Here is a 21210-nt window from a genome sequence, read left to right as displayed (position 1 = left end):
GAGGAATCTGGGTCTGTCATTGCACAAGTAACTCAGATTCCTCGCTTCGCTCGGAATGACAAAACTGTATAGCGTATGACTTCCCGCCGCGACTTTCTCAAATCTTCCGTGCTGGCCAGCAGCCTGCTGTTTGTGCCTAAATTTCTGCACGCGCTGGACCGCCAGGGCCTGCGGGACCTGCGCGACGCCCGGGGCCGCCGCCTCGTGGTGGTGCAGCTGGGTGGCGGCAACGACGGTCTGAACACCATCATTCCCTACGAAAACGACCTGTACTACAAGGCGAGACCCACGCTTGGCATCCGGCAGCAAAGCGGCATCCTGACGCTCGACCAGGGCCTGGGCCTGAACCCTAGTATGACCCGCCTCAAGGGCCTCTACGACCAGGGCCAGGTGGCCGTGCTTAACTCGGTGGGGTATCCCAACCCCGATAGGTCGCACTTTCGCTCCATGGATATCTGGCAGAGTGGTTCGGCTTCCGACCAGTACCTGAGCACCGGCTGGCTCGGCCGCTACCTCGACTCCAACTGCGCGGCCTGTCAGCTGCCGTACAACGGGTTAGAGGTAGATGATACACTGAGCCTAGCCATGAAGGGCCGGCAGCGCAAAGGGCTGGCCCTGAAAAACCCGGAGAAGTTCCATCAGATAACCCAGAACCGCTTCATCGCCCAGGTCAGCGGTGAAAAGCCCCAGGGCAACCTGTCGGAGCTGGATTACCTGTATAAGACGCTGGCCGAAACCTCGTCTTCCGCCGATTACCTGTACCAGAACGCCAAGGTGTACAAATCGGCGGTGGCGTACCCGAATACCGAGTTCGGCCGCAACCTGAAAACCACCGCCGAGCTGATTAATTCCGGCGTGGCCTCGCGGGTCTATTATGTGTCGCTGAGCGGGTTTGATACCCACGTGCGGCAGCGGGAGCAGCAGGGCAAGCTGCTGGGCGACTTATCGGACGGGCTGGCCTCATTCGTAGAAGACTTGCAGAAAGCCGGCAACCTCGACGATACGCTGGTGCTGGTGTTTTCGGAATTCGGCCGCCGCGTGGGCCAGAACGCCAGCAACGGCACCGACCACGGCACCGCCAACAACGTGCTGCTGCTCGGTGGCGGACTCAAACAGAAAGGCATCCTCAACGCCGCCCCTGACCTGGCCAACCTCCAGGACGGCGACCTGCGCCACCAGCTCGACTTCCGCAGCCTCTACGCCACCGTGCTGCACGACTGGCTGGAAGCCGATGATACGGCCGTGTTGGGCAGCCGGTTTGCGCGCATGAACGGGCTGTTGGCGTGAGGTAGAAATCGGGTAAAGCAAGCTCTACGCTAGCAAAAAAAACGCAGCTCGACGATATCATTCTGAAAATCAGGCGAGTATAGCTGGGTGAAAACTGTTCTTCACCTTACCTGTACCCGCTATGAAAGTTCTTTCGCCCGCCGCTCACGGCATCCTCGATTACCTGACCGTGGCCTTCTTTGCTGCGGCTCCTTCGCTCTTCAATTTGCAGGGCACCTACGCCACCGTTTGCTACGTGCTGGCAGTGGGGTACCTGCTCATTACTTTGCTCACCAACTTCCCGCTGGGACTGATGCGCGTCATTCCCTTCCCGGTGCACGGTAAGCTGGAATTGGTAAGCGGATTGGCGTTATTGGTTTCGCCCTTCCTGTTTGGGTTTGCCGATGACAACGTGACGGCCCGCAACCTGTTTATGGGTGCCGGCGTGGTGTTTCTGATTGTGTATTTTCTCACCGATTGGCGCGCTCAAACGCACACTGCCACTACCCATAATACGGGCGCGGCACTGCCTCATTAGCAAGAGGTTTGTTAGTGCCAAACAGGCGGCTTCCAGAGCGGAAGCCGCCTGTTTGGGTTTATTGGGGTGATTTACCAGCCGTCATTCCTCAGCTTTGCTCAGCGTGGCGTTGTGGAGGCGGGCTTGCAGTAAGCCAGTGTTGTCTAGCGACGGAACGTGAGACCCACGAAAAACTCCCGGTCGGTGCGGCGGTTGAGGGCCAGGTGGGTGCCCAGGTCCAGCTGCAGGTTGTTGGTGAGGGTAAAGATGGGGGCCACGTTGATGGAGGCTCCCCAGCGCCGCTGCATAGCATCCCACTGGCCCACGCCTTCCACCAGAAAGCTGAATACCTCCGAAAACTCATGGTCCAGGGCCACGGAGGGCATAAATTCCAGGTAGTGCTGGCGGGCTTCGTAGTCGAAGTTCACGTTACCTTCCGCCTGCACATCCAGGTTGAATTTGTGCGGTAATTCAATGTTGACGGGCAAAATCAGCCCGCCTTCCACGGCTCCGTTGCCGGAGTGGCGGCCGGTGGGCAGCCGCCCGTACGCCACCACCGCCATGGCAATGGGGCCGTCCTGGTCGTCGCCCAGAAAGTTGTGCTTCACCCGCAGGGCCATGTCGCCGAAGCCCCGCTGGTTCTGCCAGCTGGCTTGTTCAGTCGGGCGCTGCTTCTGGATTTTATAGAGGGGCACTTCCAGCTGCACGTCGGTGCGGCGGCTCAGCCCCAGCTTAAACACCGAGTACGCCGCTTTCCAGGTGCGCTCCTGGTCCTCGTCGCCGCGGGAGTTGATGAGGCGCAGGGCATCCACTTCCAGCTGAAAGTGGCCGGCATCCATGGTAAACGGACTTTCGGTGATGCCGGGGCGGTCGGGCCGCAGGGGACGCAGGCGGTTGCGCGGCACCGGATGGAACAGGTCGAAGTGGGCGGAGTCGTAGGGGGAGGTGGGTGGCTTGTCCTGGGCCAGCAGTTGCCCGGGCAGGAGCAGGCCGAGCAGCGCAACGGGTAAGTAGCGGTTCAACATAGAGCGGAAGGAGGGGAGTAGCACGTATTTCCGCCCCTACGCAACCATCGAAGGATAGGGTTTAGGAAGTGTTAACAGTGGTTATTTTGCGGCATGGAACAGCTATTAACGGACGCGCAGTGGGCGCGGTTGGCGCCGTTGTTGCCGGGCCGGCCGGGCACCAGCGGTGGACGGGGCCGGGACAACCGGCAGTTCGTGGAAGCCGTGCTGTGGTTGGCGCGCAACGGGGCGCGGTGGCGGGCCCTGCCTGCCGAACGGGGCAACTGGCACACGACGTACACACGTTTCCAGCGCTGGGCGGCCTCGGGCGTGTGGCAACGCGTGTTCGAAGCCGTGCAGGACGAGGCGGCGCTGCATACGCTGCTGGTCGATTCCACCACCGTACGGGCGCACCAGCACGCGAGCGGGGCGCGCAAAAAAACGGGCCGCAAGCCCTCGGCCGCAGCCGCGGCGGGCTGACCACCAAGCTGCACGTGGCGGCCGACGCTCGGGGCCGCCTGCGCCGCTGCCGGCTCACGGCCGGTCAGCGACACGATGCCCCGCAGGCCCTGGCACTGCTCACCGGGTTGGCCCCGGCCTGGCTCATCGCCGACCGGGGCTACGATTCTGACCCGCTGGTGGCCGAACTGGCCCGCCGCGGCACGCAAGCCGTCATTCCGCCCCGGCGCAAGCGTCGGCATCCCCGGGCCTATGACCCACTGCGCTACGCCCAACGGCACCCGGTGGAACGGCTGTTCAGCCGCCTCAAGCAGTTTCGCCGCCTGGCCACGCGCTATGACAAGCTCGATGCTCATTTCCTGGCCTTTATTCACCTCGCCGCAACCGTCCTGTGGTTGCGCGACTGTTAACAATTCCTAGAAAGTGGTGCTCACCTTCAGCGTGAAATTGCGCCCCTGGTTAAAAATACCCGTGCGCCCGGTGGGCGAGGCGGCATAGTACTCAAAGTACTTCAGGCGGTTAAGGTGCGACTGATACACCATGTTCAGCACGTTGTCCAATTGCATAATTAAGCTCAGCCACTCCCGCTTCTCGGGGCCGTGAGTCAGGCTGATGCCCGCACCCAGGCCCAGCAGCGCGTAACCAGCCGTGCGGGTTTCGGTGTTATCCACGGCGTAGAAACGGTTCTGAGTAGCGTGGTAGTCCAGCACGGCCCGCAGGTAGCCGCCCGTGAAGTGCCGCCAGCTTTGCTGGCTGCTCAGGCGCAGCTCGGAGCGGGTGTGCAGGGGCGGAATCAGGGGCAGGTAGCGGGCGGCGCGGCCGTGGTTTTCCAGTAGGCTGGGTTGCTTATTGAGGCCGGTTACGTAGGCCAGGCTGTTGTTGAAAGCCAGCATGGGCCAAGCCCGCGGGTGTAGGTTGGCCGTAATTTCGGTGCCATACAGCCGGGCCCGGCCCTGCTGGTACTGGTAGGTAGCATTGCCCGGCACCAGCACCACCGGCTGCCCGTCGGCGTCGGTCAGGCGGGCCTGGTAGATGTAGTGCTGGATGTCGTTGTTGAATACGCTGGCGCTCAGCTCGGCATCGGGCAGGTAGGCGCTCAGCCCGATATCCTCCTGCAGGCTGAACTCCGGCCCAAACGTGCGGTTGCCCAGGTACACGATGTGCGCGCCGGGGTCGAGGCCGTTGGAGCCCACTTCCGTAATGTTCGGGGCCCGGTATCCCCGCGCCACGTTGGCCCGCAGCAGCAACTTCTCGGAAAGGGAATACGTGGCCCCCGCACTGGCTGATACACCCTGGTAGCGCGTGCGGAAGGCACCGAACTGGGGTTCCGTACCGGCTGCTTCGGCGCGGCTCACCTGCTGGGCAAAGCCCGTGCGCGTATCCAGGCCCACGTAAAAATCGTCCCAGCGCAGCCAGCGGGAATCGTAGCGCAACCCGCCCGAAAGCTCCAGCGGCCCCCAGGCCTTTTTCAGGTGCAGGTAGCCGCCCACATCCGTCAGACTGTAGTCCGGAATGGGGAAGTCGGTGGCGTTGCGGTTCTGGTTACGCTGGTGCATACCGTTCAGGCCCACGGTGGCTTCCAGGCCCTGCCAGGTGGGCGCGGCATAACGCGCATCGTAGGTCGTGGTTGTCAGGTCCACAGCGAGGCCCGGCTGGCGCGGAGCAGTGGGGTGGTTGTACTCCCGCCGCTGGTTTTGCTGCACACCCAGCAGCGTGTGCAGCTCTCCGGTTCCCAGCCGCAGGCGCGTACGGTTCAGCAGCCGGTAGTGCTGAATGTGCTGGTGCAGCGGGTTGAGGCGGTAGGTGCTCAGGTCAGCAGCCGGTACCAGCGGGCGGCTCTTGATGTCGTCCTGCTCGCCCTCAACTACCTGCCGGGTAAAGCGCCGGCTCAGGGAGTCGCGGCTGCCGTCGGGTATTTCCTGCAGGTTGTCGTAGAGCGTGGCCGTGAAGTGGCTGCTGCCCCAGCTTTTTTCCACGCCGGCCATGGCGGTCAGGTTCAGCTCGCGGAAGGCGGTGCCGTACACCCGGCCTTCCAGGGCGTTGCGGTAGTTCTGGGCCCGGCGGTAGGAGCCCCGGGTGGCATACTGCCAGCCGCGCTGGTGGTAGGTGAGCCCCAGGGACGAGCCCAGCAGGTTGTTGTTGGTCTGGTACTCCGTAACGGCGTCGCCGTGCAGGCGGCCGGGCGTGCCGGTGGGCAGGCGGGGCAGCATGTTAATTACCCCGGCCACGGCATCGGAGCCGTACATGAGGCTGGCCGGACCCTTTACTACCTCAATCCGGTCAATATCATACTGGTCGATTTCGATGCCGTGCTCATCACCCCACTGCTGACCTTCCTGGCGCAGACCGTTGTAGAGCGTAAGCACCCGATTATAGCCTAGCCCCCGGATAAATGGCTTGCTGATGTTGGGCCCGGTAGTAACGGCGCTGAGGCCCGGTACGCCCTGCACGGCCGCGTCGATGATGTTGCCGTTGCTGTTGAGCTGCACTTCCCGCTTGCTGAGCACGGCCACCGGCACCGGACTTTTCCGGATTTCCGTGGCCCGACTCACGCCCGTAACCACCACTTCCTGCAAAGCCGCCGGCGCGGCCGCCACGCGCACCTCTACGGTAGTTGTAGTGCCACCCGTAACCACCACGCTGTGCTCAGTTGGCTGAAACCCCACGGCGCTGGCCACCAGCCGGTGGTTACCGGTGGGTACGGCGGCCAGCGTAAACCGCCCATTCTCATCGGCCGTGGTGCCTAGCTTGCTGCCCTTCAGCCCCACGCTGGCAAAAGCCACCGGCTGGCTGCCCGAGCGCACTACGCCCTGCACCATGCCGGTTTGCTGCGCCCAGCCCAGCACTGAGTTCAGGAAAAAGAACAAGAAGAAAAGCTGTTTCATTTTAGAAAGACCAGTGGTATTTATTTAGGCTACTCTAAATCTGTAGTGCTGAAAAAAGCGCAGTATGTCCGCGCTTTTTGTCGTTCTGAGCAGAAAGAAACCGGGGGTTACAGCCAAGTCATTTTTCCCGCCTGAAAACGCATTTCAGTTAACCGAAGAAAGTCTGGTACAGCAGATACACGTTCAGTGAGATGATAATACCTGATACGGCCCAAGCTATGGCCTGCAACCAGGGCTTATTCACGAACACGCCCATTTTGGCCTTGCTGCCCGTAAACAGTACCAGCGGTACCACCGCAAAGCTGAGCTGCAGCGAGAGGATAACCTGACTCAGTACCAGCAGCTCGCCGGTGCCTTTCTCTCCGTACAGCAAGGCTACGATGAAAGCGGGTACTACGGCAATACCGCGCGTAATCAGCCGCCGCAGCCAGGGTTTCAGCCGCAAATCCAGGAAGCCTTCCATCACAATCTGCCCGGCCAGGGTGCCGGTGAGGGTGGAGTTCTGGCCCGAGGCCAGCAGGGCCACTGCAAACACCACCGAGGCTGCCCCCGCGCCCAGCACCGGAGCCAGCAGCTTGTGCGCGTCGCTGATATCGGCCACGTTGTGCAGGCCATTGGAGTGGAAGGTGGCCGCTGAAGTAATCAGGATAGCGGCATTCACGAAGAAGGCCAGAAACAGGGCCACGGTGCTGTCGATGGTAGCAAACTTGATGGCCATGCGCTTGCCGGGTTCATCCTGGTCGAAGGCGCGGGTTTGCACAATGCTGGAGTGCAGATACAGGTTGTGGGGCATCACCGTGGCCCCCAGAATGCCAATGGCAATGTACAGCATACGCGGAGTGGTGACTACTTCCGGCTGGGGTACCAGCCCGCCCAGAATGCCAAACCAATCGGGCCGGGATACGATGATTTCGTACAGAAAACACCCGAAAATCACCACAATCAGCCCCGCTACAATACTTTCCAGCACCCGGAAGCCCTTGCTCTGGAACAGCAGTACCACCAGCACATCCAGAATAGTAAGCACGACGCCCCAGGTAAGCGGCAGGCCGAACAGCAGGTTCAGAGCAATGGCCGAACCGATGACCTCGGCCAAATCACAGGCGGCAATGGCAATTTCGCAGAGCACCCACAGCACCCGGGAAACGGGTTTGCTGTAATGGTCGCGGCAGGCCTGGGCCAAATCCCGGCCCGTCACAATGCCCAGCTTGGCCGCTAGGTGCTGCAGCAGCATGGCAAACAGGTTGGAAATCAGGATAACCGACAGCAGGGTGTAGCCGAAGCGGGAGCCGCCCTCAATATCGGTGGCCCAGTTGCCGGGGTCCATGTAGCCCACGGCCACCATCAGGCCCGGGCCCCAGAAGGCCAGCAGCTTGCGCCAGAAGGAGGCATTCTGGGCCGGTACCTTCACCGAGGCGTACACTTCCTGCAACGATGGAGCCGTGCGGGCCCGCCGCCAGCCGCTTTCTGGTGGCGGGGCAGCCGTTGAAGGAGCGGTAGAAGGAGAAGGTAGGACTGCAGGCATATCGGCGGCCGGGCGGGCGGGCTTAAAGTCGGAAGAGTTGATACTCACAAAGAAAGGAAATATTTAGGCTTGTCTAAATTTAAATTTAAGACAGTCTGCATACTGCTTTTGTTCAGAAAAGTTGCGTATACCCTTCGAAGCCCGATTTTTCCCCGGAATTTTGCGCCCCGTTTCGCCGTTAGCCGCCTATGTTCTCGCCGCCCCTCAAGACCCGTTACGCTATTCTTTCACTGGTTGTCAGCGTGGTGCTGATTGCCGTGAAGTTCTACGCCTGGCTGCTCACCCGCTCCCAGGCCGTGCTGACGGACGCGCTGGAATCCATCATCAACGTAGTAGCCAGTGGGTTTGCGCTGTACAGCATTTACCTGGCCAGCCTGCCCAAGGACGAGAACCACCCCTACGGCCACGGCAAAATTGAGTATCTGTCGGTGGGGTTTGAAGGCGGGCTGATTCTGATGGCCGGGGTGTACATCTTCTACTCGGCTCTTAACTCCCTGTTGCATCCGCACGCCGTGGCCCGGCCCGACTGGGGGATGCTGCTGCTGTTCATTACGGCCTTGGCTAACCTGGCCACCGGGTTTCTGCTGATTCGGGCGGGGCGGCAGCACCACTCGCCCACGCTGGTGGGCGACGGGCAGCACCTGTACCTGGACGCGGTGAGTACCCTGGTTTCCTGCGCGGCGCTGCTGCTGGTGGTATTCACCGGCAACGTGGTGTACGACTCGGCGGCGGCGCTGCTGCTGGGCGTGTTCATTGTGGTGAATGGCTGGCGGATGGTGCGCCGCTCGGTCTCGGGGCTGATGGATGAAGCCGATACGGCCACTGTTGAGCACGTAGTGCGGGAATTACAGGAGCACCGGGAGCCCGCTTGGATTGACGTGCACAACCTGCGCGTGGTGCGCTACGGGGCCAACATGCACATCGACTGCCACGTGACCATGCCCTATTACTTTAGCCTGGAGCAAACCCACGAGCAGGTACACCGCATTGAACGGCTGGTGGACCAGGAGTTCGAAGTGCAGGTAGAAATGTTCGTGCATGCTGACCCCTGCACCTTCACGGCTTGCTCCCACTGCCACATGCCCGACTGCCCCGTGCGTCAGCACGCCTTCGCCCAGGAAATTCCCTGGACACTGGCCAACGTGGCCAAGAACGAGCGGCACCAGTTGGTAGGGCAGGAGGGTATGGGGGTTTGAGGGTAGGAGTTGAAGCGCTACATGCTCAGGATGACAGGTCTGTTTTAACTCCTACCCTCAAACTCCCATACTCTCCCACCCAACTTACTCCACCACAAACCGCTGCACGGTAGTGTCGTGGCGCAGGGAATACAGGCCCGGCTGCAGCCCCTGCAGGCTCACCTGCGCGGTGTTCTGACCAGCCGTCAATTGCACTGTGCGCACCGCGCGGCCCAGTGCATCCCGAATTTCGGCAGCAGCATTACGAGTGGCCGGCGCTGTCAGCTGCAGCGTGAGCTGGGTGCGGGCGGGGTTGGGCCAGAGGGTGAACTGACTAGCGGTGGCTTTTTTAGCCGAGGTGTACAGGCGGTTTTCCAGCACCAGAATCTGGTCGTCGTTGGTGCCGGGAGTGGCGCGGCCGTCCCGGTTGCTGGTGCCCACGTACACTTTCCCCTGGGGTGAGACGCAGATGGCCCGCAGCCGCCCGGAAGTAGTCAGGACAGTAGTGCTGGTACCAGCCGTGCTACCGGCCGCATCCAGCGGAATCTGAGTGACACGGTTGCCGCGCAGCACGGCCGCCAGCAGGCTGTTACGCCAGCCCGGAATGGCCGGGTGGTCGTAATAGGTGAGGCCGGCCACGCCTACGGTGGGCGCCCAGGTGAAAATGGGCTCCCGCACGTTGTTAGCCGAGCAGAAGCTCTGCTCGCTGGCCAGGTTGCAGGTACCCTCCACCGTGGGCCAGCCGTAGTTGCGGTTGGGCTCAATGATGTTCACCTCATCTTCGGCATTCTCCCCGTGTTCCGAGCTATACACTCTGCCATTAGCGGCGCGCACCAGCCCTTGGGGGTTGCGGTGGCCGTAGCTGTAGGTGGCGTTGCCGGCCACCGGGTTATCGGCCGGAACGGTACCATCCAGGTTCAGGCGCAGCACCTTGCCATTGAGCGAGGCCCGGTCCTGAGCGGCCGGCCGGTTCTGGGCGTCGCCGGTGGTCATGAGCAGGGTACGGTCGGGCAGAATAAGCAGGCGGGAGCCGCTGTGCGTGCTCACGGCATTAATACCGTCCAGCAGCACCAGGGGGCTGCCCAGCGTACCGTTGGCGTAGGTCAGGCGCACCAGCTTCTCTTTGTATTGACCGCCCGCGTCATTATAGTTGTACACCACATACACGTAGGGCGAGGTGGTAAGCAGCTCAGGGTGCAGGGCCATGCCCAGCAGGCCACCTTCCGAGGAAGTTACCACGTCCGCCAGCGTAACCAGCGGCGTTACCTGCCCGGTGGTAGGGTTCACGCGGCTGATGCGCCCGCCCCGCTCCGTCATCCAGATGAAATTATCGGGGCCCCATACCAGTTCCCACGGCACCGAAAGTCCGGTAGTGAGGGCTGAAACCGTAACCGTAGTGCTGCCAACCGGGAAAGTGGTAAGCACCGGGGCCGTTTGCGCGCGTGTGAGCAGCGGGGCGCCGCTCAGGATAGCGCCGGCCAGAAAAGCGTGGAGGTATTTCATAGTCAGCTAGTTGTTGTGGTGATGGTAAAACCAGTAACGGTTGAGAAAGATTTTTGGCCGAGAAACCGTGCCCGTTTGCAGGGGCTTTGCGTTCTTTCCACCGCCTCTTTTCCTGCGTCCCATGTTCACCATCAGCACCGACCCCGCCCGCCTGGATATTGCCCTGATTCACCGCTACCTGAGCCAAGAATCCTACTGGGCGAAAGGTATTCCGCTCGAAACGGTGCAGCGGGCCATTGCCAACTCCCTCAACTTCGGCGTCTACACGGCCGAAGGCCGACAGGCCGGGTTTGCGCGCATCGTCACCGACAAAGCCACCTTTGCCTGGCTCTGCGACGTATTTGTGCTGCCCGAATTTCAGGGCCAGGGCCTGAGCAAGCAGCTGATGCAGGCCGTGTGGGCCCACCCTGATGTGCAGAACCAGCGCCGCCACCTGCTGGCCACCCTGGATGCCCACGGCCTGTACCGGCAGTTTGGCTTTCAGGAGCTGGCTGCCCCCGAGCGGTACCTGGAAATCCGCCGCCCCAACCCGTATGGCGTCCCCACGGCTAATTAGGTATTTTTCAGGCTGGTAGATGACGGTTGTTAGCTGTCAGCTTTTTTCTTCGGCTGTAATCCTATACCACAAGGCACATACCAGCTACCAGCCATTAAACTATGCATACTACTCTGGCCACCCGCTGGCAGCAGCTCACCACGCCGTTGGTAACTGATGAAGCGCTGCGTAACGCCACCTATGACCAGTTGGCGGCGGCCTACGGTGGCTCCAACCGACATTACCACGCGCTGCCGCACATTCGGGCGCTGCTGGAGGCGGTAGCGCGCTACCCGCAGCTGGTGCACGACCGGGAAGTGGTGGAGCTGGCTATCTGGTTTCACGATGCCGTGTACAACACGCACCGCTCCGACAACGAGGCCCGCAGCGCCGCGCTGGCCCGGGAGTTTCTGCGCCATACCACGCTGGCCCCGTCCCGGCAGCAGCGCGTGGCCTTCCTCATCGAGCGCACCGCCGACCACACCCAGCCCCAACCTGCCGACCCGGACCTGCACTTCTTCCTCGATGCCGACCTGCAAATCCTGGGTGCGCCCGAGGCCGACTACTGGCAGTACGCCCGCCAGGTGCGGCAGGAGTACCGCCTCATTCCGGATTTTCTGTACCGCCGGGGCCGCCGCCAGGTGCTGGAGAAGCTGCTGCACACGCCCACGCTCTACCACACCGCCGCTTTCCGGGAGCGGCTGGACGCCCCGGCCCGCCGCAACCTGCAGGCCGAGTTGCAGGCGTGGGAGAAGGGTGGGTTGTAACGTATTCGATAAATGAGAGACACTACAGACCAACTCCTACAAGCCCTTGCGCTGGCCCAAACAATACTGCGTGATGGAGAGCCTGCCGACGGATGGCCGGGGAAACGGTATCTGATAGGCATGCACGGAGAATGGCTAACGGAGGCGGAAGCAGATCAAAAAATGATTTCTTTTCCGCAAATCACGGATGCCGAGTATTACACGCGTTACTTGGTACAGGAGGCTAAGCTTGTGCGATTTTTCCTGGCACTCCATCAGGCAAACAGCCTGCTGGTGATGGACGAAACTGCTGAGCAGTTTGTGGTTGTGGGAGAGGCCGCAAAGCTAGTGCAGCTAATTACACTGGGTACCCGAGAGCTGCGCCATTATATAGTGTACAGCCCGGCATTGCACGCAGTATTTGTTGATGGGTTTGATGTAGCCAGCGTGGCGTATGCGTTGCCTGGTAAGGAAAATGATAGAGTGAGGGCCTTTCTGCGCCGGTTGGCTCAGGCAAATGGATTGTTTGTGCTGCATTGATTTTGGGCAGTACCACATCGGCTGAGTGCAATGGATTGCCCCCGAAGCTGTAAGTTGCGGTAGTGCTCCGCTGCTTCTCGCTATATGCTCAAACCCGTACACCTGCTGTTACCCGCCGGCCTATTGCTGGCACTACCCACGGTTGCCCAGAAGCTGGGCACGCTCACTGTTGAAAAAATCATGCGCGAGCCGGCGCAGTGGCTCGGTACCTCGCCCAGCAACGTACAGTGGGCCGAGGATGGCAAGACCATCTATTTCAACTGGAACCCCGAAAAAGCCCGCCGCGACTCGCTCTACCGCCTCGCGCCCCAGGGCGGCACGCCGCGCAAAGTAAGCCTGCGGGAGCAGCTCAGTTTGCCCCAGGCCTCTAGTGGCGAGTACGACCAGCGCTACACCCGCAAGGTGTACGAAAAAGACGGTGATATTTACCTGCTCGACCTGAAAACCCAGCGCGTGCGCCGCGTTACGAACACCGCCGAGCGGGAAACCGACCCCACGTTTGCCCTCCAGGGCCAGGCCATCGGGTACACCCGGGGCGGTAACCTGTTTACCTGGAACCCCGCCACCGGCGAAACCACCCAGCGCACTGACTTCCGGCGCGGGCCCCGTCCTGCTTCCGGCGAGCCCACTGATAAATCGGAGAAATACCTAAAAGCCCAGCAGTTGGCCCTGTTTGAGGTGCTGCGCGGCAAGGAGCAGGACGCCAAAGCCCGGCAGCGTCGCGAAAAGCTGCTGGCCCGCATGCGCCCCAAGGCCATTTACCTGAGCACCCAAACCGTGCGCAACCTGCGCCTCTCGCCCGATGGCCGCTACGTAACCTACACCCTCACCCAGGAACCCGCCGGCGAGAAAGTGGCCCTGGTGCTCAACTTCGTCACGGCCTCCGGCTTCACCGAGGATATCAACACCCGCACCAAAGTAGGAGCCGCCCAAACGGCTTACCAGCTGGGCCTCTACGACGTGGGGCGCGATACCACCTTCGTGCTGGGCTACCAGGACCTACAGGGCCTGGACGAACAGCCCGCCTACCGCAAAGAGTACCAGCTGAAAGCCAAGGCTCCCGTGCCGGCCGATACCACCAAAGCAGCCGCCAAAAAGGAAAAACCAGCCACGGAGTTGCGCCGCGTCATCCCGTTCGGGCCGTTCTGGTCGGATAACGGCCAGCAGGCCTTCTTGGTGATTCGCAGCGCCGATAACAAGGACCGGTGGATTGTGAGCCTGGATGCCGCCACCCAGCGCATCAAGCTGCTCGACCGCCAGCACGACGACGCCTGGATTAACGGCCCCGGCATCGGCTACGACGAAGGCAACGTGGGCTGGCTGCCCGATTCGCGCCGCATCTGGTTCCAGAGCGAGGAAACCGGCTATTCTCACCTGTACACCGTGGATGTGACGACGGGTCAGAAAAAGGCCCTGACCAGCGGCAAGTTTGAGGTGCAGAAGGCCCAGCTGAGCCGGGACCGGAAAACGTGGTACCTCACCGCCAACAAAACCCACCCCGGCGAGCAGCATTTCTACCGCATGCCTGTGGAGGGCGGCCCCCTCACTCAGATTACCACCCAGCGCGGTGGCTACGAGGTGAGCCTCTCGCCCGACGAGAAAACCCTGGCCCTGCGCTTCAGCACCAGCAACCAGCCATGGGAGCTGTATGTGATGCCCAACCAGCCCGGGGCCACCATGCGCCGCCTCACGTACAGCACCACCCCCGAGTTTGAAAGCTACCCCTGGCGCGCCCCCGAGGTTATCAGCTACAAAGCCCGCGACGGGGCCGATGTGTACGCCCGCCTCTACCGCCCGGCCATTTCCCAGCCCCAGGGCCCGGCCGTTATTTTCGTGCACGGGGCCGGCTACCTGCAGAACGCGCACAAGTGGTGGAGCACCTACTTCCGCGAGTACATGTTCCATAACCTGCTGGCCGACCGGGGCTACACGGTGCTGGACATTGACTACCGCGGCTCCAGCGGTTACGGCCGCGACGTGCGCACCGGCATCTACCGCTACATGGGTGGCAAAGACCTCACCGACCAAGTAGACGGGGCTAAGTTGCTGGCCGAGAAATACGGCGTCAACCCGCAGCGCATTGGTATTTACGGGGGCAGCTACGGCGGTTTCATCACGCTCATGGGTATGTTCACCCAGCCCGACGTGTTCCGTGCCGGGGCCGCCCTGCGCTCCGTAACCGATTGGGCCCACTACAACCACGGCTACACCGACAACATCCTTAACGAGCCCTACAACGACAGCCTGGCCTACGCCCGGTCGTCGCCCATCAACTACGCCAGCGGCCTGAAAGGCGCGCTGCTGATGTGTCACGGGATGGTGGATACCAACGTGCACTTCCAAGACATTGTGCGCCTCTCGCAGCGGCTCATCGAGCTGAAAAAGGAAAACTGGGAGCTGGCTGTATACCCAGTAGAGGACCACGGCTTCGTGGAAGCTTCCTCCTGGACGGACGAGTACAAGCGTATTCTGAAGCTGTTTGAAACCAACCTGCGGCAGAATGCCCCGGGCTTCGGTGGAGCCGCTGGCAGTAGTGGAGGCCACTAGCCATTCGGTCCGGCGGAACACCTGGGGTGAGTGGGTTCAGGTGGTAGCTGCCTACACAGCTCTCGTGCTGGGGCTCACGCTCACGTTCTGGTTGTCGGCGGGGCCGCGTACCGAGACGGAGTATTGCGGTACCTATCTGCAGCTCACGCGCTGGGCCGGCTTTACGGCCAATTGTGATGGGTTTGTGTACATGGAAGGTGCCCGCCACCCGGCCCGCTTGCTGGAGCCCCGGGAAGTGCGGCAGTCGAGGCCATTGTTTATTCTGCTGGGTACGGCCGTCGGCTACCCGATTACCTGGGCGGTGCAGGGCCTGCAAACCAGCGGCTTGCTCTCGGCCCGGGCAGTGCAGAAGCTACCTGCCAAATACCGGCCGCTATTGGGGTTTTACATCGGCTATGTGCTGCTAAATTACGCGGTGCTGCTGGCGGCGCTACTGCTATTCAGACACCTGTACTATCGCCTCACGGCCGGACGAGGCAGCCCGTGGGTGTTGACTGCCCTGCAGGTTTTTCTGATTTCCAATCAGATTACCAAAGCCTTTTTCTGGACGGTGCATCAGCAGATGTTCACGTTTCTGGTGCCGCTGGTGCTGTTGCACGTAGCGCTGCAGCTACACGAATCAGACCAGTGGCGCGGGTGGCTGCCGGGGCTGGCCATGCTGGGCGGATTGCTGACCTTGGCGTACGGCAGTTTCGTGCTGCTGCTGCCGGTATTGCTCTACGGCCTGTGGCTACGACGGCAGCAGCTCACTGTGGAACGCACACTGCTTGGGGCAACGCTGCTGATCCTGTTGTTCACCGGACCCACGCTTCTGTGGATTGGCCTGCTGAAATTGCGCGGCGTTACATACTACAACCATGAGGCCGAAGCCTACGGGCAACTCGTGTGGCTGCAGGCCCTCTGGCAGCAGCCATTCCCCGATTTTCTGCGGCTGGCAGGCCGAAATCTCCTCCGGTTTCTGGTCACGCTGCCCGCCATTGGCGTTTTTCTGGGTATGGGAGCGGGCCTGGTGTGGAAGCTCGGCCTACCGGTGGTGCGAAAGTTCCCTCAAACAGTCATTTTCGCGCTGCTGCTGCTGCAAACCGGGTTTTTGGTAGTGCTGGGATATTACAAAGAACGGCTTACATTCATGCTGGTGCCCCTGCTGCTCCTGCTCATTGCCCTGTTGCTTGCGCGCGTGCCCGGCCGCCGGGTTGAAGCCTGGACCATAGCCTTTGCGCTCAGCTGGCACGGGTGGCAAGTGCTGAGCTACGGTCCATTCTCCTGAAAACCGCGCTACTCTGCTTCCGCGCCCGGCCGTAAATCAGTTGGGTCGGGGCGGTGTTCCAGCAGGTCGGCGGGCTGGCAGTCCAGGGCCTGGCAGATGGCGGCCAGGGTGCTGAACCGCACAGCCTTGGCCTTGCCGCTTTTCAGTATAGAAAGGTTGGCCAGCGTAATGCCCACAGTTTCGGCCAGAGTGCTAAGCGTCATTTTGCGCCGGGCCAGCATTACATCCAGGTTTACAAGTATCGGCATCAGACGGTCAGTTCGGCTTCCTGTTGCAAGGTTACCCCGCGCCGATAAAGAATCAGCAATAATCCGAAGCCGTTGAGCAGGAGTAAGCTGGGTACCAGCTCGTCGTCGTACAAGTGGATGTAACGAGTGGCTGGCAGAGCAGTTGACAGTAGCGTGGCGGGTAACTCGACTATCAGATTTAATAGCATGTGAGCCACCTGCTGCCATACTACCCACCCAAACAGCAGTCCACCTAACAGGCGGATACGACGGGTGTTTCCGGGGCTGAAGGGGGCTGCCAGCTGCAGGTTACGCACGATGAGCCATGCCAGCCAGCCCATTGCCATCAGTACCAGCGCCGTGGCCAACGACATGGTGCCCGGCACCGCGCCCAGCAGATACAGGCTGGCCCGCCGGCCCCAGGAGGCTTCGCGGTAGCGCAGCAGGCGTTGGGTGGTATCCGGGAGCACTTCGTACGTGCTTGTCGGCAGTTGAGGCGAAGGGCGCAGTGCCACTCTTGGTTGTCCCGAAGCAATGCCATCCCGCCATCCATCCTGCGCTCCACGCACAATATCCTGCAGCGGATACTGATGAGGCCTGGCTAGGTTAAGACGTAGCGTAATCAGATCGGCCGGAACGTCGCGTTCCCCGCTTTCGGCCAACAGGCCCTTGCTCACAGTTACTAGTAGATTAATTCCGGAGGCGAAAAGAAAAATTGCTAGAGTAACTCGTAGCAGCGGCAGAAAGATGGATTCCGGCAGCACTCGTTTCATAGTGGAAAGGGATGAGTTTACACCTGCAAATAAGGTTGGTTATTTATTGATAAACAATAATAATTTATCGTAAAGAGAGAATAAAGTATCGAAAAGCAACAAGCCGGCTTTTCGGGCCGGCTTGTTGTTGATAGCTGAAAATACGTATTGCTACAGTTGCTTCGTCAGGGACAATCCGCTGTAGGAATAGCCGTTCACGTTCACGCCTTGCACCGGCAGCAGGCTCAGCCCATTAGCTTTCTTGTGCAGCTGCGGAATCAGAATGCCCGCCGTAGCGCCCACCGCGTAGCCCACAATATTGTCGGAAAGGAAGTGCTTGCCGGCCTTGAGGCGGGTGTAGCCCTCCGCTGCCGAAACCGCCGCCGCCGCCGTCCACACAAACGGCCTCAGATTTGAATCCGGGTGGAAATCGTGGTACACTTTGGCCGCGAAAAACGTGGCCGCCGCCGTGTGTGCCGTATGGCCGGCAAAAAACGAGTTAGTGGCAATCTTACTGTTCCGGTCGCCGCCGCCCTGCGTGCCGTAGAGGAAGGGCCGGTAGCGGGTGATGCTACCCACGCTCATGGTGAAAGTGGCATCGGCGGCCAGCATCGTCTGCAGGTACAGGCCCAGCACCTGCCCGTACCGCCCGCGCACGTCGGCATCCAGGGCCAGCAGGGCCGGGGCCACCACTAGTGAGGGATACACAATCAGGTCGCCGGCCGTTTGCGCCTTGTCACTGTAATAGCCCGCCGAGAACCGGTCAAATTTGGGAATATCGTTTTTGTTGAGGGCGGCCAGCTGGGCATCGGTCAGGCCTTCTTTCTGTTGCACCAGCAGCAACCCCGTAATGCTAAGGGCTCCCAGGCCGACCGAAATGGGGGCATCCACCTTAAAGCGGGTCTGGTAAGGCGAAGGGGCTTTCTGGGCGTGGGCCAGCGGCGCACTGCCCAGCAGCAGGCCGGTGGCCAGCAACAAGGAGGAAATTTTCTGCATAACCGGAAGTAAGTGGAAGAGGGAGAGTAGCGCTACAACGGAAAACCCCTGGTACAGGTTAACCCGCCAACTCCGGACTGCCATAGTCGGCAACTCCTAACTAAATCGTAGCTTTGCGGCCCTGCCCGGCGCGTTGCCGGGGTGGGGCAGGGGCTGCCGGCCCCTTGCGCACTCCTACCCGTTACGCTGATGCCTTACCTGTTCACCTCCGAATCTGTTTCGGAAGGCCACCCCGATAAAGTAGCCGACCAGATTTCCGATGCCATCCTCGACGAGTACCTGCGTCAGGACCCCACTGCCAAAGTGGCCTGCGAAACCCTGGTAACCACCGATTTCGCCCTGGTAGCCGGTGAAATTAAATCGACGGCCCACGTAGAGGCGGAGCCCATCATCCGGGAAGTAATTCGCCAGATTGGCTACAACAAGCCCGAATACCTGTTCAACGCCGATACCTGCGAAGTAATGAACCGCCTGCACGAGCAGTCGGCCGACATTAACCAAGGTGTGGAGCGTGCTACGGCCGAGGAACAGGGTGCCGGCGACCAGGGCATGATGTTCGGGTACGCCACCAAGGAAACCGACAACTACATGCCCCTGGCCCTCGACCTCTCGCACCGCCTGTTGCGCGAGCTGTCGGCCATCCGCAAGGCCGGGCAGGAAATGACCTACCTGCGCCCCGATGCCAAAAGTCAGGTAACCATCCGCTACGCCGACGACAACACGCCCGAGGCCATTGAAACCATTGTGGTCAGTACCCAGCACGATGATTTTGACGAAAGCGAGGAGCGCATGCTGGCCCGCATCAAGGAGGATATCATCAATATTCTCATTCCGCGCGTGAAGGCCCAACTCGGTCCCGAGGTGCAACAGCTGTTTACCACCGATATCAAGCACCACATCAACCCCACCGGCAAATTCGTTATTGGTGGTCCCCACGGCGACTCCGGCCTCACTGGCCGCAAAATCATTGTGGATACGTATGGTGGCAAAGGAGCCCACGGCGGTGGTGCTTTCTCCGGCAAAGACTCTTCTAAAGTAGACCGCTCGGCGGCTTATGCCGCCCGCCACATTGCCAAGAACCTGGTAGCCGCCGGCGTGGCCGATCAGGCGCTGGTGCAGGTAGCCTACGCTATTGGCGTGGCCGAGCCGGTGGGGGTATTCGTGACCACCTACGGCACGACCAACGCCACCAACGGCCAGGGCCAGAAGCTCACCGACGGCCAGATTGCCGAGAAAGTGCAGCGCCTGTTCGACCTGCGCCCCTACGCCATTGTGCAGCGCCTGGGCCTGCAAAACCCCATCTTCGCCGAGTCGGCCGCTTACGGGCACATGGGACGGCAGCCCGGCACCAAGCAGGTGCAGGACGCGCAGGGCAACACCCGCACCGTAGAAACCTTCACCTGGGAGAAGCTCGACTACGTGGAGAAAATCAAAGCCGAGTTCGGCCTGAACTAGCGGCTGGCTGTTCGCTTCCTCCCTAGAAGCATTAACCCAGACTTCACAAAGAAGCCCCGTCTGAATTTTCAGACGGGGCTTCTTTGTGAATAGCTAACGGCTAACAGCCAGTAGCTGACAGCTTAGAAAATCAATGGTTAACCAGCTTTTCCTTGTGTTTGGTAATCTGGCGTTTCAGGCTTTCGGCGGCAGCATCGGCGGCGGCTTCAAAGGAGGCGGCGTCTTCCTGGGCAAATAAGCTGCTGCCGGGCACGTACAGCTTGATTTCCACCGTCTTGTTATCGATACCATCCTTGTTGTTGAGGCGCATAATTACTTCGCCTTCGGTCACGCGGTCATAGAAGGTTTCGAGTTTGTCGAGGCGCTTCTGGATGAAGTCGAGCAGTTTTTGGTCGGCGTCAAAATGCACCGATTGCATCTGTACTTTCATCGGTCGTGGGGTTAAAAGGTAAGAAAAGGGAACACTATCAGGCCTTGGGATGGGCCTTTTCAAATACTGATTTCAGCTTGTCAATGCTCAGGTGGGTGTACACCTGCGTGGCCGCCAGGTTGGCGTGCCCAAGCAACTCTTTAATGGCGTTCAGATCGGCTCCTTTGCCCAGCAGATGCGTGGCGAAGGAGTGGCGCAGCACGTGCGGGTGTTGCTGGCCCGCCGCCGTAGTTATCTGACTCAGATAGTGCTTTACCGTACGATACACGAACTTTTCATAGAGCGGCTCTCCCTTATCCGTAACGAGGAGTACGCCATGGGCGTTGCTGCCGGAGCCAAATTCGCGCTGCTGCTGGGCTATATACCGCTCCAGTACCAGGAGCAGCGTGGGGTTCAGCGGCACGATACGCTGCTTGTTGCCTTTGCCGGTTACCCGCACCACTTTTCCCGTCAGATTCAGGTCAGCGTGCTTAATGCCAAGCAGTTCCGAGAGCCGGATGCCAGTACCATACAGCAGTTCCAGAATCAGCTGGTCGCGCGTGCCGGCCAGCGTTTCCGGGAACTCAAAAGAATTCAGCAGTCCGTTCAGCGAATCCTCCGGCACAAAGTCGGGCAGCTTTTTCGCCACCTTGGGCGAGGTGATGCGGAGCATGGGGTTTTTCTGCACTACCCCGGTGCGCAGCAAAAACTTGTAGTAGGAGCGCAGGCAGGCAATTTTGCGGTTTACCGTGCGCGGGTCGCGGTGCTGCTGCATCAGTTCTACCACCCAGGAGCGAATAAGGGTATGGTCGGCCTGCGCGGGCTCAGCCAGCTCGAAAGTGGTCTGCAGGTACGCGGCAAATTGCCGCAGGTCCGTTTGGTAAGAAACCACGGTGTGCGGGCTGTAGCGCCGCTCAAACCGCAGGTAATCAAAAAATACATCCATACTGAAAAGTGCCGGCTGCCGGGGCCGGATACCCAATGTATGGATTTCAGCGCAAGAAAAAAACCGAACTGTACGGACGCGAAAAAACCGGCTGATTCGCGCAAAGTGGGCAAATCAGCCGGTTTTTCGTCCTTACGAACAGGTAATCAGAAACCTAGGCGTTCGTAGCGTCGGGGCCGTAGGTAGCCAGCTTGTAGATGGCCTTCTGCTTCTGCTTGCGGTTGGTGATGGAGGGCTTCTGGAAGAAGGTGCGGCGACGCAGCTCTTTCAGAACGCCGGTGCGCTCAAATTTCTTCTTGAAGCGCTTCAGCGCACGGTCAACCGACTCGTTTTCTTTGATTTGGACGATGATCATATCTTCAGTGAACTAGGAAACCCAATCTGGAGGGGCCGCAAAGATAATCAGAGATTTATCAGACTGCAAACTTGCCGCCATACATTGCCCCGCAACTTGGA

At 60.6% G+C, this 21210-nt stretch carries 20 protein-coding genes; 10 read left to right on the top strand and 10 right to left on the bottom strand.

Annotated elements, in window-relative coordinates; translation table 11 throughout:
* The first annotated feature begins 75 nt into the window (after nt 1-75).
* Together ACN19L_RS09700 and ACN19L_RS09695 are read left to right on the top strand one after the other, a co-directional pair.
* Nucleotides 76-1287, top strand: coding sequence for a DUF1501 domain-containing protein (locus ACN19L_RS09700; protein WP_426493280.1), 1212 nt, complete (start codon nt 76-78; stop codon nt 1285-1287).
* Between the two features lie 121 nt (nt 1288-1408).
* The gene (locus ACN19L_RS09695) at nt 1409-1804 is read left to right on the top strand and encodes an SPW repeat domain-containing protein (protein ID WP_426493279.1); all 396 of its coding nucleotides are present in this window, start codon (nt 1409-1411) and stop codon (nt 1802-1804) included.
* Nucleotides 1805-1947: 143 nt separating this feature from the next.
* On the opposite strand, the gene ACN19L_RS09690 is transcribed toward ACN19L_RS09695, so the two are convergent.
* Nucleotides 1948-2808 (bottom strand): transporter, encoded by an 861-nt coding sequence (locus ACN19L_RS09690; protein WP_426493278.1) that lies wholly within the window; start codon nt 2806-2808, stop codon nt 1948-1950.
* Between the two features lie 93 nt (nt 2809-2901).
* Here ACN19L_RS09690 and ACN19L_RS09685 point away from each other — a divergent pair.
* A protein-coding gene (locus ACN19L_RS09685) for an IS5 family transposase (protein WP_426493277.1) occupies nt 2902-3656 on the top strand; the annotation gives its coding sequence in 2 pieces (ribosomal slippage) (nt 2902-3232 and nt 3232-3656; 756 coding nt in all).
* A gap of 6 nt (nt 3657-3662) precedes the next feature.
* On the opposite strand, the gene ACN19L_RS09680 is transcribed toward ACN19L_RS09685, so the two are convergent.
* Complete coding sequence (locus ACN19L_RS09680) at nt 3663-6131, bottom strand: TonB-dependent receptor (RefSeq protein WP_426493276.1); 2469 nt, start codon at nt 6129-6131, stop codon at nt 3663-3665.
* A gap of 148 nt (nt 6132-6279) precedes the next feature.
* Complete coding sequence (locus tag ACN19L_RS09675) at nt 6280-7656, bottom strand: Nramp family divalent metal transporter (protein WP_426493574.1); 1377 nt, start codon at nt 7654-7656, stop codon at nt 6280-6282.
* Nucleotides 7657-7844: 188 nt separating this feature from the next.
* On the opposite strand from ACN19L_RS09675, the gene ACN19L_RS09670 reads away from it, so the two are divergent.
* Nucleotides 7845-8852, top strand: coding sequence for a cation diffusion facilitator family transporter (locus tag ACN19L_RS09670; protein ID WP_426493275.1), 1008 nt, complete (start codon nt 7845-7847; stop codon nt 8850-8852).
* Nucleotides 8853-8936: 84 nt separating this feature from the next.
* Here ACN19L_RS09670 and ACN19L_RS09665 read toward each other — a convergent pair whose 3' ends face one another.
* Nucleotides 8937-10334: a PQQ-dependent sugar dehydrogenase gene (locus ACN19L_RS09665; protein ID WP_426493274.1), complete on the bottom strand. Its 1398-nt coding sequence runs from the start codon at nt 10332-10334 to the stop codon at nt 8937-8939.
* 121 nt (nt 10335-10455) lie between these two features.
* On the opposite strand from ACN19L_RS09665, the gene ACN19L_RS09660 reads away from it, so the two are divergent.
* The 5 genes from ACN19L_RS09660 to ACN19L_RS09640 all read left to right on the top strand — a co-directional run bounded on the left by ACN19L_RS09660 (nt 10456) and on the right by ACN19L_RS09640 (nt 15969).
* On the top strand, nt 10456-10890 hold the full coding sequence (locus ACN19L_RS09660) for a GNAT family N-acetyltransferase (protein WP_426493273.1): 435 nt from the start codon (nt 10456-10458) through the stop codon (nt 10888-10890).
* Nucleotides 10891-10991: 101 nt separating this feature from the next.
* Nucleotides 10992-11636 (top strand): HD domain-containing protein, encoded by a 645-nt coding sequence (locus ACN19L_RS09655; protein ID WP_426493272.1) that lies wholly within the window; start codon nt 10992-10994, stop codon nt 11634-11636.
* A gap of 120 nt (nt 11637-11756) precedes the next feature.
* Nucleotides 11757-12155 carry a hypothetical protein gene (locus ACN19L_RS09650; protein WP_426493271.1) on the top strand — a complete coding sequence of 133 codons (399 nt, stop codon included), beginning with the start codon at nt 11757-11759 and terminating at the stop codon, nt 12153-12155.
* A gap of 84 nt (nt 12156-12239) precedes the next feature.
* On the top strand, nt 12240-14702 hold the full coding sequence (locus ACN19L_RS09645; RefSeq protein ID WP_426493270.1) for a prolyl oligopeptidase family serine peptidase: 2463 nt from the start codon (nt 12240-12242) through the stop codon (nt 14700-14702).
* Nucleotides 14656-15969 carry a hypothetical protein gene (locus ACN19L_RS09640; protein WP_426493269.1) on the top strand — a complete coding sequence of 438 codons (1314 nt, stop codon included), beginning with the start codon at nt 14656-14658 and terminating at the stop codon, nt 15967-15969. Before ACN19L_RS09645 ends, ACN19L_RS09640 begins: the two co-directional genes overlap by 47 nt.
* Before the next feature lie 8 nt (nt 15970-15977).
* Here ACN19L_RS09640 and ACN19L_RS09635 read toward each other — a convergent pair whose 3' ends face one another.
* The 3 genes from ACN19L_RS09635 to ACN19L_RS09625 form a co-directional block, all read right to left on the bottom strand.
* A complete protein-coding gene (locus ACN19L_RS09635) occupies nt 15978-16217 on the bottom strand; it encodes a helix-turn-helix domain-containing protein (RefSeq protein ID WP_426493268.1) in 240 nt (79 codons plus the stop codon).
* The gene (locus ACN19L_RS09630) at nt 16217-16873 is read right to left on the bottom strand and encodes a hypothetical protein (RefSeq protein WP_426493267.1); all 657 of its coding nucleotides are present in this window, start codon (nt 16871-16873) and stop codon (nt 16217-16219) included. Before ACN19L_RS09630 ends, ACN19L_RS09635 begins: the two co-directional genes overlap by 1 nt.
* A 246-nt stretch (nt 16874-17119) precedes the next feature.
* Nucleotides 17120-17944, bottom strand: a complete 825-nt coding sequence (locus ACN19L_RS09625; RefSeq protein WP_426493266.1) for a phosphatase PAP2 family protein — start codon at nt 17942-17944, stop codon at nt 17120-17122.
* A gap of 189 nt (nt 17945-18133) precedes the next feature.
* Between ACN19L_RS09625 and metK the strand changes: the two genes are divergently transcribed.
* On the top strand, nt 18134-19399 hold the full coding sequence (metK, locus tag ACN19L_RS09620) for a methionine adenosyltransferase (protein WP_426493265.1): 1266 nt from the start codon (nt 18134-18136) through the stop codon (nt 19397-19399).
* Nucleotides 19400-19529: 130 nt separating this feature from the next.
* On the opposite strand, the gene hpf is transcribed toward metK, so the two are convergent.
* From hpf to rpsU, 3 genes are all read right to left on the bottom strand, one after another.
* Complete coding sequence (gene hpf / locus ACN19L_RS09615; protein WP_426493264.1) at nt 19530-19829, bottom strand: ribosome hibernation-promoting factor, HPF/YfiA family; 300 nt, start codon at nt 19827-19829, stop codon at nt 19530-19532.
* A gap of 37 nt (nt 19830-19866) precedes the next feature.
* Nucleotides 19867-20754 carry a tyrosine-type recombinase/integrase gene (locus tag ACN19L_RS09610; RefSeq protein ID WP_426493263.1) on the bottom strand — a complete coding sequence of 296 codons (888 nt, stop codon included), beginning with the start codon at nt 20752-20754 and terminating at the stop codon, nt 19867-19869.
* A 154-nt stretch (nt 20755-20908) separates the two neighbouring features.
* On the bottom strand, nt 20909-21109 hold the full coding sequence (gene rpsU / locus ACN19L_RS09605; RefSeq protein WP_125425461.1) for a 30S ribosomal protein S21: 201 nt from the start codon (nt 21107-21109) through the stop codon (nt 20909-20911).
* Nucleotides 21110-21210: the final 101 nt, after the last annotated feature.

Origin of the sequence: Hymenobacter sp. 102 (assembly GCF_049949205.1) — a bacterium.
Lineage (GTDB): Bacteria > Bacteroidota > Bacteroidia > Cytophagales > Hymenobacteraceae > Hymenobacter.
This window is presented reverse-complemented; position numbering and strand designations above follow the sequence as displayed.